We start from the raw sequence: 14,273 nt of genomic DNA, 5'->3' as shown, positions 1-14,273 counted from the left end.
GACGCGCTAGAACCACTGCCCCGGCTCGATGAAGCCGAGGTCCAGCAGCTGCCGCGACGTCCAGTCGAACCGGGTCGAGTTGCGCCACCGGAACGTGTCGATCGCGGCGCGGCTGTCGGGGTTGAAGCGCAGCGCCTTGGCGGCCCGGAAGGACATCACCGCCGCGGTCAGGCTGTGGTGCCACGGGCAGGCATAGGTGTTCATCTCTTCATCGCTGAGCGTGTGGTGGGCGCGCAGGCTCACGCCGCGGCGGGCGCGGAACAGCGCGATCCGGTCGATCCGGCGGCGGGCGGGGGGCACGTGCTCCTCGAACCGCCAGCGCAGCCCGCCGTAGATGTCGAGCTGCCGGTCGCGGGGCCGACCCGCCGGGTCGAGGCGCGCCTCGGCGTAGTAACCCGACCGGTCGAGCCAAGCATCGTCCAGCGCCACCGCGTCGGGATGCGCGGCGAGGTCACCGGCGTAGAGGTCGATCACGTAGGTCAGCATCGCCTCGCGCCGCTCCTGCGCGTGGAAGGCCAGCATCTCGGCCGCGCTTCGGGTCTCGGCGAAGGGGTAGAACAGGAATTCGGCGTTGTAGCCCCAGTAGAGCCAGGCGCTCGGCAGGGCGCGCGCGATGCGGCTGACGGCGCGGGCGACGGCATCGGGGTCGCGCGCATCCATCGCGACGCGGGGCAGGGCGGAGAGATCTTCGGCCACGGCCAGGTCGGGCGCGCCCAAAAGGACCGGGGCGAAGCCGTGGCGGGCGTGGTGGCGCAGCGTGGCGTCGAGCGCGGCGGAATCCTCGGCGAAGATCAGCGCGACCGGGCCGGGGGCCAGCGCCGGCGCGCCGCGCCGGGCGAACGTCTCGAGATCGGGATACAGCACGCCACCGCCCTTTTTCGCGAACGCTTCCGCAAATCGCCCCGCATTGCAACCCGGGACCGTTCTGCGGTATCGCACCGGCTGACCCCGAAGCGCAGGACGCCATGCCATGCCCCAGGACAAGAAGCTGTATATCAAGACCTACGGCTGCCAGATGAACGTCTACGACAGCGAGCGCATGGCCGAGGCGATGGGCGGGCAGGGCTACGTCACCACCGACAGCCCCGACGACGCCGACATGATCCTGCTCAACACCTGCCACATCCGCGAGAAGGCGGCCGAGAAGGTCTATTCCGAGCTGGGGCGCTACAAGCACCTCAAGGCGGAAAAGCCCGACCTGAAGATCGGCGTGGCGGGCTGCGTGGCGCAGGCCGAGGGGCAGGAGATCATGCGCCGCCAGCCGATGGTGGACCTGGTCGTCGGCCCGCAAAGCTATCACCGGTTGCCGCAGCTCGAGGCGCGGGCGCGGGCGGGCGAGAAGGCGCTGGACACCGATTTCCCCGAGGACGACAAGTTCGAGACGCTGAAGCACCGCCCCAAGGTCAAGCGCGGCCCGACCGCGTTCCTGACCGTGCAGGAGGGCTGCGACAAGTTCTGCGCCTTCTGCGTGGTGCCCTACACGCGGGGCGCCGAGGTCAGCCGCCCGGCCGACCGCATCCTGTCCGAGGCGCGCGACCTGGTCGAACGCGGCGTGCGCGAGCTGACGCTGCTGGGCCAGAACGTGAACGCCTATCACGGCCACGAGGGCGGGCTGGCTGGCCTGATCAAGGCGCTGTCCGAGATCGAGGATCTGAAGCGCATCCGCTTCACCACCTCGCACCCCAACGACATGGACGACGCTCTGATCGCCGCGCATGGCGAGTGCGAGAAGCTCATGCCCTACCTGCACCTGCCGGTTCAGGCGGGGTCGGACCGCATCCTCAAGCGGATGAACCGCCAGCACACGGCCGAGCAGTACGTGCGCCTGATCGAGCGGTTGCGCGCCGCGCGGCCCGACCTGCACCTGTCGGGCGACTTCATCGTCGGCTTTCCGGAAGAGACCGAAGAGGATTTCCAGGCGACGCTCGACCTGATCGAGGAGGTCCGCTACGGCTCGGCGTTCTCGTTCAAGTACTCGACGCGGCCCGGCACGCCCGCGGCCGAGCGCGACCAGGTCGACGAGGCGGTCAAGGACGACCGCCTGAAGCGCCTGCAGGCGCTGCTGACCCGCCAGCAGCGCGCGCTGCAGGACGAGATGGTCGGCCGCAAGGTCAAGGTGCTGTTCGAGAAGCCCGGCCGATTCGCCGGGCAGATGGTCGGGAAAAGCGAGTACCTGCACGCGGTGCACGTCGAGAGCGATACAATCCTGCCCGGATCGGTTCATTCCGTCCGAATCGAGGATTCCGGCGCGAATTCCCTGTCGGGCCGCCTGGTGGCCTGACCGGCGCGCTGCGGCGCCCGACAAGTCCTTGTTTCCGAAACGATAAGCGCGGGCACCGGCCCGCGCGACCGGCCCCGCCGCCGCGCCGGCGACGCGCGCGCGCCTGCGACGGTGCGTGACGTGGCGATGTTTTCTCGTAAATCGTTAATATCGGGGTATGGTCGCGCGGGGTCACGCTTTCGTGTGCGTCGGCCCGCGCAAGTAGGGACAGTAAAGAGGGACAGCATATGTCGACGACAGTTCGGAGCCTGAGATCCGGCGTCGCGGCCTTCGTGGCGGGCCTGATGGTCGTGACGCACGGCGCGGCGGCGCAGCAGCAGCCGCTCGTGATCGACGCGGCGACCGGCGAGGCCATGCGGGTCGAGGGTCTGAGCGACGGCGCGATCACGCGCCTGAGGGGCGGCGGCGAGGTGATCGCCAGCACGCAGGGCGGTGGCCGCATGGTCCTGCGGGGCGAGATCTACCGGCCGGGCATCTGGACCGATCCCGACGGCTGCCAGCACTGGGTGATGGACGACGGCTCGGAAGGGTACATGGCGCCGATCCTGCAGCGCAACGGCATGCCGACCTGCAACGGCGGGCCGCGCGACACCACCGAGCAGTTCGTGATCCGCAAATACGACGTGCCCTATACCGGCAAGTACAAGTGAAGGAGTGCTGAGCATGACGAAGGCATTCATCCTCGCCGCCGCCGGCGCGCTTGCGCTGGCCGGTTGCAGCAACGACCCCAACAAGGACAACGACCGCCAGACCGTCGACCGGCAGGGCGGGCTTGCGAACATGCAGGCGGGCATCTGGTATTCGCCGCAGGGCTGCCAGTACTGGATCATCGACGACGGCGTCGAGGGGTACCTCACGCCGCGCTACAACCCCCAGACGGGCAAGCCGGTCTGCGTGAACGTGCCGGCGGATTTCCCCGGCCTCGCCACCGGCAACTTCAAGGGTGGCGCGACCAGCGTGATCGGCGACCCGATCTGATACGCGACCGGGGGCGCGCCCGCGTGTCCCATGTTGCCCGGAACGCTCTTTTGCGCGGCGGCGGATCTTTCGCCGCCGCGTCGCGTTGCGGCGGTGGTTGCCTTGCCGGCGCGCGCTTGGCACGGTAGACGCGAGCAGCATCGCAGGAGACATGCGTGACCCCAGCCGCCCCGGCCGAAGCCGTTCTGGAATTTCCCGACAACCGACTTCTGATCGACCTGTGCGGCGAGTACGACCGCAACCTGACCGACATCGAGGCCCGCACCGGCGTGCAGATCCTGCGCCGGGGCAACCAGCTTGCGCTGCACGGCACGTCCGAGGCGCAGGAAGAGGCCGCCGAGGTGCTGCGCGCGCTCTACGACCGGCTCGAGCAGGGCCGCGACGTGGGCAAGTCCGAGATCGACCGCCATTTCCGCATGGCCGACGAGGCCGAGGACCTGTCGCAGCTCGAGATGTTCGGCGATGGCGGCGCGGTCGAGATCAAGACGCGCAAGAAGCTGGTCGAGCCGCGCACCGACGCGCAGAAGGCCTATGTCCGCTCGCTCTTCGCGCACGAGCTCGCCTTCGGCATCGGCCCGGCGGGCACCGGCAAGACCTATCTTGCGGTGGCGGTGGGCGTGAACATGCTGGTCACCGGCCAGGTCGACAAGATCATCCTGTCGCGCCCCGCCGTCGAGGCGGGCGAGAAGCTGGGCTACCTGCCCGGCGACATGAAGGAGAAGGTCGACCCCTACATGCAGCCGCTCTACGACGCGCTCAACGACTTCCTGCCGGGCAAGCAGCTGGCCCGGATGATGGAGGAGAAGACCGTCGAGATCGCGCCGCTGGCCTTCATGCGCGGGCGCACGTTGTCCAATGCCTTCGTGGTGCTGGACGAGGCGCAGAACGCGACGTCCATGCAGATGAAGATGTTCCTAACGCGCCTGGGCGAAGGGTCGCGGATGGTGATCACCGGCGACCGGACGCAGGTCGACCTGCCGCGGGGCGTGCCCTCGGGGCTGGCCGACGCGGAACGGCTGCTGAACACGGTCAAGGGTATCAGCTTCAACTACTTCACCGCCAAGGACGTGGTGCGCCACCCGCTGGTCGCCGCGATCATCGAGGCCTACGAGGCCGACCAGGCGCCGGCGTGAGCCCGGCGTGCTGACCGAGACGATCATCGAGGACGAGCGCTGGCGGCAGGCCGGGCTGCCTTCGCTGGCCGAGACGGCGGCGCAGGCCGCGCTGGCGCATCTGGGCGTCGATGCGCGGCTGTTCGAGATCGCCGTGCTGGGCTGCGACGACGCGCGGATCGCCGCGCTGAACGCCGATTTCCGGGGCAAGCCGCGGCCGACGAACGTGCTCAGCTGGCCCGAGACCGACCTGTCGCCCGACAGCCCCGGCGCGCCCGCCCATGCCCCCGAACCGGGCACGCCGGACGACCCCGAGCACCTGGGCGACGTGGCCCTGGCGTTCGAGACCTGCGCCGCCGAGGCCGAGACCGGCGGAACCCCGCTTGGCGCGCATGTGACGCACCTCGTGGTGCACGGCGTGCTGCACCTTCTGGGCTATGATCACGAGGACGACTCGGACGCCGAAACGATGGAGCGGCTCGAGGTGGAAATACTTGGCAAACTGGGTTTGCCTGACCCATATAAGGAACGAGAGGGACAATGACGTCCGACACTGGTAAGGCTGAGATGGGCGATACAGACGACTCGTCTAATGCAGCGCAGGGCGCGCACGAGACGAAGATTGAGACCTACGACGAAACCGAGGCCGCCGAACAGGGCGGCATGTTGCGACGGCTGAGGGGCTTTTTCGGTTCCGACGCGCAGTCGAACGGCGACGGCGGAAGCGAGGACCAGCAGGCGCGGGCGCGCTCGCACGGGTTGGTGAACCTGCGCCGGATGCGCGTCGAGGATGTCGCCATCCCCAAGGCCGACATCGTCGCGGTCCCCATGACCATCACCAAGGACGATCTTGCGCAGGTGTTCCGCGACACCGGTCTGACGCGGCTGCCGGTCTATGACGGCACGCTGGACACGCCGGTGGGCATGGCGCACCTCAAGGACTTCGCGCTGGGCCACGGGATGGGCCAGACCGGGCACCGCTTCAACCTCAAGCGGATGCTGCGGCCGTTGCTTTACGTGCCGCCGTCGATGCCGATCGGGGTTCTGCTGACCAAGATGCAGACCGAGCGGCGCCACATGGCGCTGGTGATCGACGAATACGGCGGTGTCGACGGGCTGGTGACGATCGAGGACCTGATCGAGCAGGTCATCGGCGAGATCGAGGACGAGCACGACACCGACGAGGCGCGCAACTGGACCCGCGAGAAGACCGGCTGCTACCTGGTGCTGGCGAAAACCCCGCTCGAGGAATTCGAGCACGAGCTGGGCCTCGAGCTGACCGACCACGAGGACATCGACGCCGAGGAGATCGACACGCTGGGCGGGCTGGTCTTCATGCTGGCCGGGCACGTGCCCGCGCGCGGCGAGGTGGTGCCGCACCCGGCGGGGCTGGACTTCGAGGTGGTCGACGCCGATCCGCGCCGGATCAAGCGGCTGCGCGTGCGCCTGGGGGCGGCGCGCAACGGCACCTCGGGCCGGCCCGGGGCGGGGTTCGAGACCGCGGCACCCCTGCGCGCGGCCGAGCCGGGGCGTGGCTGACATCACGGCGCGTGCACGGCCCGTGGCGTGGCGCGGCGGGCACGCCCTGCTGGCGCTGGCCGCGGGCGCGGTCATGGCGCTGGGCACGCCGCCCTACGACCTGTGGCCGCTGGCGATCCTGGCCATCATCGCGATCTTCGCGATCCTGCGCCGCGCGCGCCGTTGGGCGCTGGTGGGCTGGGCGGCCGGCACGGGGTATTTCGGCCTTGGCCTGTCGTGGATCGTGGAGCCGTTCTTCATCGAGCCGGAAATCTACGGCTGGATGGCGCCCTTCGCGCTGGTCGGTCTGGCCGCCGGCCTCGCGCTGTTCTGGGCGCTGGCCTTCGGCATCGCGGCGCGGCTGCCGGGCCACCGGTTCCTGGCGCTGGCCGTGCTGTGGACGGCGGCCGAGTTCGCGCGCGGTACGATCCTGACGGGCTTTCCGTGGTCGCTGGTGGGGTATCTCTGGCTCGAGACGCCGGTGATCCAGTGGGTGTCGGTCGCGGGGCCGCACGGGCTGACCTTCGCAACGCTGGCGCTGGCCGCGCTGGCGGCGGCGGGACGGCGCCCGGCGATCGCTGCCGCATGCGGCGTGGCGCTGCTGTGGACCGGCGGGCTGATGCTGACGCCGCCGCCGCAGGACCTGTCAGACCGCCCCGTCGTGCGGCTGGTCCAGCCCAACGCGCCGCAGACCGAGAAGTGGGACCCGGCGCGCCAGCGCGTCTTCTACGAACGCGGCCTCGATTTCACCGCCGCCCCGCCCGAGGACCCGGCCCGCGCGCCCGCGCTGGTGGTCTGGCCGGAAACCGCCCTGCCGATGCTGCTGGAAGACGCGGGCAATGCGTTCGCCGCGATGACCGACGCGGCGGACGGCGCGCCGGTCGCCAGCGGCATCCTGCGTTACGAGGACGGGCGCTATTACAACGCGCTCGCGCTGATCGAGGACGGTGCGGCCACGCAGATCTACGACAAGCACCACCTCGTGCCCTTCGGCGAGTACATGCCGCTGCCGGGGCTGGTGTCGCGGCTGGGGCTGCAGGCGCTGGCGGCGCGCGCCACCGGGGGCTTCGCCGCGGGGCCCGGCCCGCGCCCGATGCCGCTGGGCGATCTCGGCACCGCGCTGCCGCTGATCTGCTACGAGGCGGTCTTTCCCCAAGACATCCACGCCGCGGACTTCCGCCCCGACTGGATGCTGCACGTCACCAACGACGCGTGGTTCGGCACGTGGTCGGGGCCGTACCAGCACCTGGCGCAATCGCGCATCCGCGCGATCGAGCGGGGCGTGCCGCTGCTGCGCGCCGCCAACACCGGCGTGTCGGCCGCGATCGATGGGGCGGGGCGGGTGCTGGCATCGCTGGACTTGGGGCAGGCGGGATACGTCGACGCGCCCCTGCCGCCGCCGCTGCGGGTGACGCCCTACAGCCGAATCGGCGACTGGCCGCTGTTGGTGTTGCTCGTCAGCGTATTAGCGTTCGCTGTGTTGCGTAGCCCACGCGATTCCGTTTGACCGTTCGCCTGCGCCCGCGTAACCGAAATCGGATACAAAAATGCCGCCACAACGGCTTCCTGGCGTGGCGGCGAAAACACCAATGGAGCACTTATGTCCCGACAAGATTACACGTTCACCTCTGAATCCGTTTCAGAGGGGCACCCCGACAAGGTGTGCGACCGGATTTCCGACGCCGTGCTCGACGCGCTGCTGCGCGAGGAGCCCGAGGCGCGCGTCGCGTGCGAGACCTTCGCCACCTCGAGCCTGGTGGTGATCGGCGGCGAGGTCGGGCTGAGCGACCAGGAGCGGCTCAAGGACTACATGGGCCGAATCGGGCAGATCGCGCGCGACTGCATCAAGGACATCGGCTACGAGCAGGACAAGTTCCACTGGAACACGCTGCACGTGCTGAACTTCCTGCACGAGCAATCGGCGCATATCGCGCAGGGCGTGGACCGCGACGGCGCGGGCGACCAGGGCATCATGTTCGGCTTCGCCACGAACGAGACGCCCGACCTGATGCCGGCGCCGATCCAGTACGCGCACAAGATCCTCGAGCGGCTGGCGCATGCGCGCAAGTCGGGCGCCGAGCCCACGCTGCGCCCGGACGCCAAGTCGCAGCTGTCGGTGCGCTACGAGAACGGCAAGCCGGTCGAGGTCACGTCCATCGTGCTGTCGACGCAGCACGAATCCGAGGCACAGACCAGCGAAGACATCCGCCAGATCGTCGAGCCCTACATCCGCGAAGTGCTGCCGGCGGACTGGATCACCGACGACACGATCTGGCACGTGAACCCCACGGGCACCTTCGTGATCGGCGGGCCGGACGGCGACGCGGGCCTGACGGGCCGCAAGATCATCGTCGACACCTATGGCGGCGCGGCCCCGCATGGCGGCGGCGCGTTCTCGGGTAAGGATCCGACCAAGGTCGACCGCTCGGCCGCCTACGCGGCGCGGTACCTGGCCAAGAACATCGTCGCGTCGGGCGCGGTGGACCGCTGCACCGTGCAGCTGTCCTACGCCATCGGCGTGGCCGAGCCGCTGTCGATCTACGTCGACACCCACGGCACCGGAGAGGTCCCGCCCGAAGCGATCGAGCGCGCGATCCGCAAGACGATGGACCTGACGCCCCGCGGCATCCGCGAGACGCTGCAGCTGAACAAGCCGATCTACGAGCGCACCGCCGCCTACGGCCATTTCGGCCGCCAGCCCGAGGCCGACGGCGGCTTCTCGTGGGAGAAGACCGACCTGGTCGAGGCGCTGAAGAAGGCGATCTAGGTCCGGTTTGTCGGGCTTTCGCGACGGGCGGTGCCGTAAGGCGCCGCCCGTTTTCGTGCGGGCGCTGGACTTGGCCGGCGCCGCGCTACCTTCCCCGGCGGAACGCAACCGACAGGGGGAAGCCATGATCCGCACGATTCTCGCCACCACCGCGCTGCTGGGCGCCACCGCCGCCAGCGCCGAGATTTCGGCCGAGTACCACACCTACACCGTGGGCGACCGCGAATACGAAGGCTACGTCGCGACCAACACCGCGATCGAGCCCAAGGGCACGGTGCTGATCGTGCACGACTGGGACGGCATGACCGAGTACGAGGAGCGCCGCGCCGAGATGCTGGCCGCGCTGGGCTACACGGCCTTCGCCATCGACGTCTACGGCGCCGACGAGAATCCCACCACCACCGACGAGAACCGCGCGCTGTCCGGCGCGCTCTACGGCGACCGCGAGGAATTCCGCGCGCGCCTCATGGGCTCGATCGAGGAGGCCGCCAACATCACCGGCGCGACCGACGACATGGTGATGATGGGCTACTGCTTCGGCGGCGCGGCCGTGCTCGAGGCCGCCCGCGCGGGCGCAGACCTCGACGGCTTCGTCAGCTTCCACGGCGGGCTGGGCACGCCCGAGGGGCAGGATTACTCGGCCACCGCGGCGCCCGTGCTGTTCTTCCACGGCACGGCCGACCCCGTGTCGGGGATGGAGGATCTCGCCTCGGTCCTGAACCAGTTGCAGGAGGCGGGCGTCGAGCACGGCGCGCATGTCTTCGGCGGCGCGCGCCACAGCTTCACGGTCTACGGCTCGAACGACTACGACCTCGACGCCGACCAGGGATCTTGGGACGGGCTGCAGGACTTCCTGGCCGAACGCCTCTGACCCGAAGGCGGCGGGCGCGGGTATGCCGGGCGTCCGCCGCTTCTTTGGTCCGGAAATATCCCGGGGGAGTCCGCGCAAGCGGACGTGGGCAGAGCCCCCGCGCCCCGTTTCGTATCCGAACAACCCGAGGCCCCATGCGCTTCCTGCTCGCCTCCTTCCTGATGATCGCCGCCGGGCCGCTGCTGGCCAACGACTGGGACGCGCTGGACCAGCCCGGCGCCTTCGCGATCATGCGCCACGCCCTTGCGCCGGGCGTGGGCGATCCGGATGATTTCGACGTCGAGGATTGCGCCACGCAGCGCAACCTCGACGATGCTGGCCGCGCGCAGGCCCGCGCCATCGGGCAGGCCTTCCGCGAGCGCGGGCACGACTTCGACGTGGTACTGTCGTCGCGCTGGTGCCGGTGTCTCGACACGGCGCGGCTGCTCGACCTCGGGCCGGTGGTCGAGGCACCGGAGTTCAACTCGTTCTTCCGCGACTACGACGCGCGCGCGCCGCAGACCGAGGCGGCGCTGAACCGGCTGGCCGAGACTGACGGACGGCCCTTCGTGGTCACGCACCAGGTCAACATCAGCGCACTGACCGGGCAGGGCACGCGCTCGGGCGAGGTGCTGGTGGTGCGCCGCGACGGCGACGGGCTGGCGGTGCTGGGCAGCATCCTGATCCGCCCCTGATCGTCGGGCCCGATCCGCTTGCCCCGTCGCGCGCGCGCCGCTAAAGCCCGCGCCATGACCACGTCGAACAAGCATCCCGGCGCGCCCTGGCGCAATTTCTACGGCCGCATCAAGGGCAAGGGGCTGCGCCCCGCGCAAGAGCGGTACCTCGACGAGGATCTCGAGCCGCTGTCGCCCGGTCCGGTCGGCTGGGACGTGAACCCCGAGCGGCATCCGCTGGACCTGAAGGCCACATTCGGCGACGTGCCGGTCTGGCTGGAAATCGGGTTCGGCGGGGGCGAGCATCTCGTCCACCAGGCGAAGAGCAACCCCGGCGTGGGCATCATCGGCTGCGAGCCCTTCATCAACGGCGTGGCGATGCTGCTGGGCAAGATCCGCGACGCGGGTGTTTCGAACATCCGCGTCTGGCCGGGCGACGCGCGCGACCTGATGGACGTGCTGCCCGAAAGCGGGATCGCCAAGGCCTTCCTGCTCTACCCCGACCCCTGGCCCAAGAAGAAGCACCACCGCCGCCGCTTCGTCACCGACGAGCATCTGGAACCGCTGCACCGGGCGCTGGCGCCGGGGGCCGAGTTCCGCGTGGCGACCGACATCCCCGACTACGTGCGCCAGACGCTGATCGAGGTGCCGAAGGCCGGCTTCACGTGGACCGCCGAGAGCCCCGCCGACTGGCGCGAGCCGTGGCGCGACTGGCTGTCCACGCGCTACGAGCAGAAGGCCCTGCGCGAGGGGCGCGTGCCCCACTACCTGACCTTTCGGCGCGACTGATCCTTCGGGCGATGGCGCGAAGGTGGACGGCGCGCGCGGCCCGGTCTATCAGGCGGCGGAACGCGCGAAGGAGTGCCGCATGTCCGCCCATGGTGATCCGATCCCGATGATTGCACGCCGCTCGGGCCCGCTGAAGGGCAGGGCGGAGGTGCCCGGCGACAAGTCGATCTCGCACCGGTCGCTGATCCTCGGTGCGATGGCGGTGGGCGAGACGCGTGTGACCGGCCTGCTGGAGGGGCAGGACGTGCTGGACACGGCCAAGGCGATGCGCGCCTTCGGGGCGGACGTCGAGAAGCGCGGCGACACGTGGCACGTGCACGGTGTCGGCGTCGGCGGATTTGCCGAGCCGGGGCAGGTGATCGATTGCGGCAATTCCGGCACCGGCGTGCGGCTGATCATGGGGGCGATGGCCACCAGCCCGATCACCGCGACCTTCACCGGCGACGCGAGCCTGAACAAGCGGCCCATGGCGCGGGTGACCGATCCGCTGGCGCTGTTCGGCGCCAGGGCCTACGGGCGTTCGGGCGGGCGGCTGCCGATGACGATCGTCGGCGCGCATGATCCGCTGCCGGTACGCTACGCGACGCCGGTGCCGTCGGCGCAGGTGAAGTCGGCGGTGCTTCTGGCGGGACTGAATGCGCCGGGCGAGACGGTGGTGATCGAGCGCGAGGCGACGCGCGATCATTCCGAGCGCATGCTGGCCGGCTTCGGCGCGACGATCGCGACCGAGGACAGCGACGAGGGCCGCGTCATCACCCTCCAGGGCCGGCCCGAACTGCGGCCCCAGACCATCGCCGTGCCGCGCGACCCGTCGAGCGCGGCCTTCCCGGTCTGCGCCGCCCTGATCACCGAAGGCTCGGACGTGCTGGTGCCCAATATCGGGCTGAACCCGACGCGGGCGGGGCTGTTCTTTACCCTGCAGGACATGGGTGCGGACCTGACCTTCGAGAACCCGCGCGAGGAGGGGGGCGAGCCGGTCGCTGACCTGCGCGCGCGGTTCTCGCCCGACCTGCGCGGTATCGAGGTGGCGGCCGAGCGCGCGGCGAGCATGATCGACGAATACCCGGTGCTGTCGGTGGTCGCGGCCTTCGCCGAGGGTCAGACCTACATGCCCGGCGTGAAGGAGCTGCGCGTCAAGGAATCCGACCGGATCGACGCCATGGCGAGGGGCCTGCGCGCCGCCGGGCTGCGCGTGGACGAGGGCGAGGATTGGTGGCGCGTGCACGGGCTGGGCTTTGGCGCCGTGCCGGGCGGGGCCACGGTCGAGACGTTCCTCGACCACCGGATCGCCATGGCGTTCCTGGTGCTGGGGCTGGCCGCCAACGCGCCGATGCGCATCGACGACGGCGGGCCGATCGCCACGTCCTTCCCGATCTTCGAGGGGCTGATGGCCGGGCTCGGCGCCGACATCGCGCGCGAGGCGGTGCCGGCCTGACCGCCGGTTGCGCCGGGCCGGCGTGCCGGGTTAACTGACCGGATGGGATTCACGATTGCAGTCGACGGCCCCGCCGCATCCGGCAAGGGCACCATCTCGAAGCGCCTCGCGCGGGATTACGGTTTCGGCCATCTCGATACCGGGCGGCTCTACCGCGCGGTCGGGCGGCGGATGCTGGACGGGATGGAGCCGGTCGAGGCCGCGCGCACCCTGAACCCCGAGGAACTGGACGACGCCGCGCTGCGCCTGCCCGAGGTCGCGCAGGCCGCGTCGCGCGTGGCCACCATCGCCGAGGTGCGGGCGGCACTGGTCGACTTTCAGCGCGCCTTCGCCGCGCGCTCGGGCGGCGCGGTTCTGGACGGGCGCGACATCGGCACGGTGATCTGTCCCGACGCGCCGGCCAAGCTGTTCGTCACCGCCCGGCCCGAGATCCGCGCCGATCGTCGCTGGCGCGAACTGGTGGCGGCGGGGCACGACGTGTCGTTCGACGGGGTACTGGACGACATCCGCCGGCGCGACGACCAGGACATGAACCGCGCCGACGCGCCGCTTCGTGCGGCCGAGACGGCGCTGGTGCTGGACACGTCCGACATGGACGTCGACACCGCCGTCGCCACCGCGCGGCGTTTCATCGACGAGAAGCGCCCCGAGTCCTGAAAGCGGCTATTCGGCGGCCTGCTGGCCCAGAGCGGCGCGGTCCAGCGCCGCCGGGATCTCGACCGTCGGCGCGCGGGGCGACACGATGACGTATTCGCCCGCACCCAGCCCGTCGGCCTTGCCGATGATGCCACGATCCATCAGCCGCCGCAGATTGCGGTGAAACGTCGGCTGCGAGATCTGCCGCGTGAGGCGATGCGCGCGCGCCCGCTCGGTATGGCTGACCGGCATCCCGTCGACATCGCGCGTCGCGCAGGCGGACATCGCCATCAGCACCGTCCGCTCGTTCACCGACAGGTCCGCCAGTCCGAGTTCGGTCATCATGGCGTCGACCATCTCCATCAGGCGCGCCATCTGGCCGAAGACTCCAGTCTGCATCATCTTGAAATTCCGCTCTTCCCCGTCCCCTTGCACGCTTTTACAGGTCGACCATCGTTGAAACAAGCCTTGCGGGCGGGTGGGCGCGCGCCCGTGACGTCTGTGCCGCCGCTGGCAGCAGCCGTGGCGGGCATGCGTCGGGGCGGCGGCAGCTAAGGCTTGCCTTGCGCGGGCCGTGGCGGTATGAGCGGCGCGTCGACAAGGCCGCGAGGCCGCGGGCGCGACAGGATGAACGGGCACGGGTCGCTGCGACGGCCCCTTTTTCGTTTTCCGCAACGCCCGACTGACCAACCCAAGACCGGCGGAGACAACCGCCCGGCCAGAATAGCAATAAGTCGTAAAGGAAAATCCAGCCACATGGCACAAGCAAGCATGGACGAATTCGAGGCGCTTCTCAACGAGAGCCTCGAGATGGATACGCCGAACGAGGGTTCGGTGGTCAAGGGCAAGGTCATCGCCATCGAGGCGGGCCAGGCCATCATCGACGTGGGCTACAAGATGGAAGGCCGCGTCGAGCTCAAGGAATTCGCGAACCCCGGCGAAGCGCCCGACATCTCGGTCGGTGACGAGGTCGAGGTCTACCTGCGTTCGGCCGAGAACGCCCGCGGCGAAGCCGTCATCAGCCGCGAGATGGCGCGCCGCGAAGAGGCGTGGGACCGGCTCGAGAAGGCCTATGCCGACGACGCCCGCGTCGAGGGCGCGATCTTCGGCCGCGTCAAGGGCGGCTTCACCGTAGACCTCGGCGGCGCCGTGGCGTTCCTGCCCGGCAGCCAGGTCGACGTGCGCCCCGTGCGCGACGCGGGCCCGCTCATGGGTCTCAAGCAGCCGTTCCAG

Annotated in this window: 16 protein-coding genes and 1 riboswitch; of the genes, 14 read left to right on the top strand and 2 right to left on the bottom strand. The window is 69.9% G+C overall.

Annotated features, from left to right (window positions below; translation table 11 throughout):
• Nucleotides 1–6: 6 nt before the first annotated feature.
• Nucleotides 7–864: a hypothetical protein gene (locus ACFDTC_RS02445; RefSeq protein WP_375257277.1), complete on the bottom strand. Its 858-nt coding sequence runs from the start codon at nt 862–864 to the stop codon at nt 7–9.
• A 106-nt stretch (nt 865–970) separates the two neighbouring features.
• Between ACFDTC_RS02445 and miaB the strand changes: the two genes are divergently transcribed.
• The 13 genes from miaB (at nt 971) to ACFDTC_RS02380 (ending at nt 13,061) form a co-directional block, all read left to right on the top strand.
• Nucleotides 971–2,281, top strand: a complete 1,311-nt coding sequence (gene miaB / locus ACFDTC_RS02440) for a tRNA (N6-isopentenyl adenosine(37)-C2)-methylthiotransferase MiaB (protein WP_375257276.1) — start codon at nt 971–973, stop codon at nt 2,279–2,281.
• 227 nt (nt 2,282–2,508) lie between these two features.
• Nucleotides 2,509–2,931: a hypothetical protein gene (locus ACFDTC_RS02435; RefSeq protein ID WP_375257275.1), complete on the top strand. Its 423-nt coding sequence runs from the start codon at nt 2,509–2,511 to the stop codon at nt 2,929–2,931.
• Nucleotides 2,932–2,944: 13 nt separating this feature from the next.
• Complete coding sequence (locus tag ACFDTC_RS02430; protein ID WP_375257274.1) at nt 2,945–3,259, top strand: hypothetical protein; 315 nt, start codon at nt 2,945–2,947, stop codon at nt 3,257–3,259.
• A 155-nt stretch (nt 3,260–3,414) separates the two neighbouring features.
• Nucleotides 3,415–4,392 carry a PhoH family protein gene (locus tag ACFDTC_RS02425; protein WP_375257273.1) on the top strand — a complete coding sequence of 326 codons (978 nt, stop codon included), beginning with the start codon at nt 3,415–3,417 and terminating at the stop codon, nt 4,390–4,392.
• A 7-nt stretch (nt 4,393–4,399) separates the two neighbouring features.
• The gene (gene ybeY / locus ACFDTC_RS02420) at nt 4,400–4,915 is read left to right on the top strand and encodes an rRNA maturation RNase YbeY (RefSeq protein ID WP_375257272.1); all 516 of its coding nucleotides are present in this window, start codon (nt 4,400–4,402) and stop codon (nt 4,913–4,915) included.
• A gap of 23 nt (nt 4,916–4,938) precedes the next feature.
• Entirely contained in the window at nt 4,939–5,910 is a 972-nt protein-coding gene (locus ACFDTC_RS02415; RefSeq protein WP_375257271.1) for a hemolysin family protein, read from the top strand.
• Nucleotides 5,903–7,396 (top strand): apolipoprotein N-acyltransferase, encoded by a 1,494-nt coding sequence (gene lnt / locus ACFDTC_RS02410; protein WP_375257270.1) that lies wholly within the window; start codon nt 5,903–5,905, stop codon nt 7,394–7,396. Before ACFDTC_RS02415 ends, lnt begins: the two co-directional genes overlap by 8 nt.
• A gap of 40 nt (nt 7,397–7,436) precedes the next feature.
• A riboswitch (SAM-SAH riboswitch) is annotated at nt 7,437–7,486 on the top strand.
• A 3-nt stretch (nt 7,487–7,489) separates the two neighbouring features.
• Nucleotides 7,490–8,656, top strand: a complete 1,167-nt coding sequence (metK, locus tag ACFDTC_RS02405; RefSeq protein ID WP_375257269.1) for a methionine adenosyltransferase — start codon at nt 7,490–7,492, stop codon at nt 8,654–8,656.
• Nucleotides 8,657–8,780: 124 nt separating this feature from the next.
• Nucleotides 8,781–9,527, top strand: coding sequence for a dienelactone hydrolase family protein (locus ACFDTC_RS02400; RefSeq protein WP_375257268.1), 747 nt, complete (start codon nt 8,781–8,783; stop codon nt 9,525–9,527).
• Nucleotides 9,528–9,661: 134 nt separating this feature from the next.
• The gene (locus ACFDTC_RS02395; protein WP_375257267.1) at nt 9,662–10,201 is read left to right on the top strand and encodes a histidine phosphatase family protein; all 540 of its coding nucleotides are present in this window, start codon (nt 9,662–9,664) and stop codon (nt 10,199–10,201) included.
• Nucleotides 10,202–10,255: 54 nt separating this feature from the next.
• Nucleotides 10,256–10,969: a tRNA (guanine(46)-N(7))-methyltransferase TrmB gene (locus ACFDTC_RS02390; RefSeq protein ID WP_375257266.1), complete on the top strand. Its 714-nt coding sequence runs from the start codon at nt 10,256–10,258 to the stop codon at nt 10,967–10,969.
• Nucleotides 10,970–11,048: 79 nt separating this feature from the next.
• On the top strand, nt 11,049–12,404 hold the full coding sequence (aroA, locus tag ACFDTC_RS02385) for a 3-phosphoshikimate 1-carboxyvinyltransferase (RefSeq protein WP_375257265.1): 1,356 nt from the start codon (nt 11,049–11,051) through the stop codon (nt 12,402–12,404).
• 42 nt (nt 12,405–12,446) lie between these two features.
• Nucleotides 12,447–13,061, top strand: a complete 615-nt coding sequence (locus tag ACFDTC_RS02380) for a (d)CMP kinase (RefSeq protein ID WP_375257264.1) — start codon at nt 12,447–12,449, stop codon at nt 13,059–13,061.
• Between the two features lie 6 nt (nt 13,062–13,067).
• On the opposite strand, the gene ACFDTC_RS02375 is transcribed toward ACFDTC_RS02380, so the two are convergent.
• A complete protein-coding gene (locus tag ACFDTC_RS02375; RefSeq protein WP_375257263.1) occupies nt 13,068–13,442 on the bottom strand; it encodes a hypothetical protein in 375 nt (124 codons plus the stop codon).
• A 354-nt stretch (nt 13,443–13,796) separates the two neighbouring features.
• On the opposite strand from ACFDTC_RS02375, the gene ACFDTC_RS02370 reads away from it, so the two are divergent.
• Nucleotides 13,797–14,273: S1 RNA-binding domain-containing protein (locus ACFDTC_RS02370; RefSeq protein ID WP_375257262.1), on the top strand; the 477-nt coding region annotated here is incomplete at its 3' end.

The organism is Citreimonas sp. (assembly GCF_042096055.1).
Classification (GTDB): domain Bacteria; phylum Pseudomonadota; class Alphaproteobacteria; order Rhodobacterales; family Rhodobacteraceae; genus Citreimonas.
The sequence above is the reverse complement of the archived record's forward strand: the minus strand, read 5'-3'. Positions and strand labels throughout refer to the sequence as shown.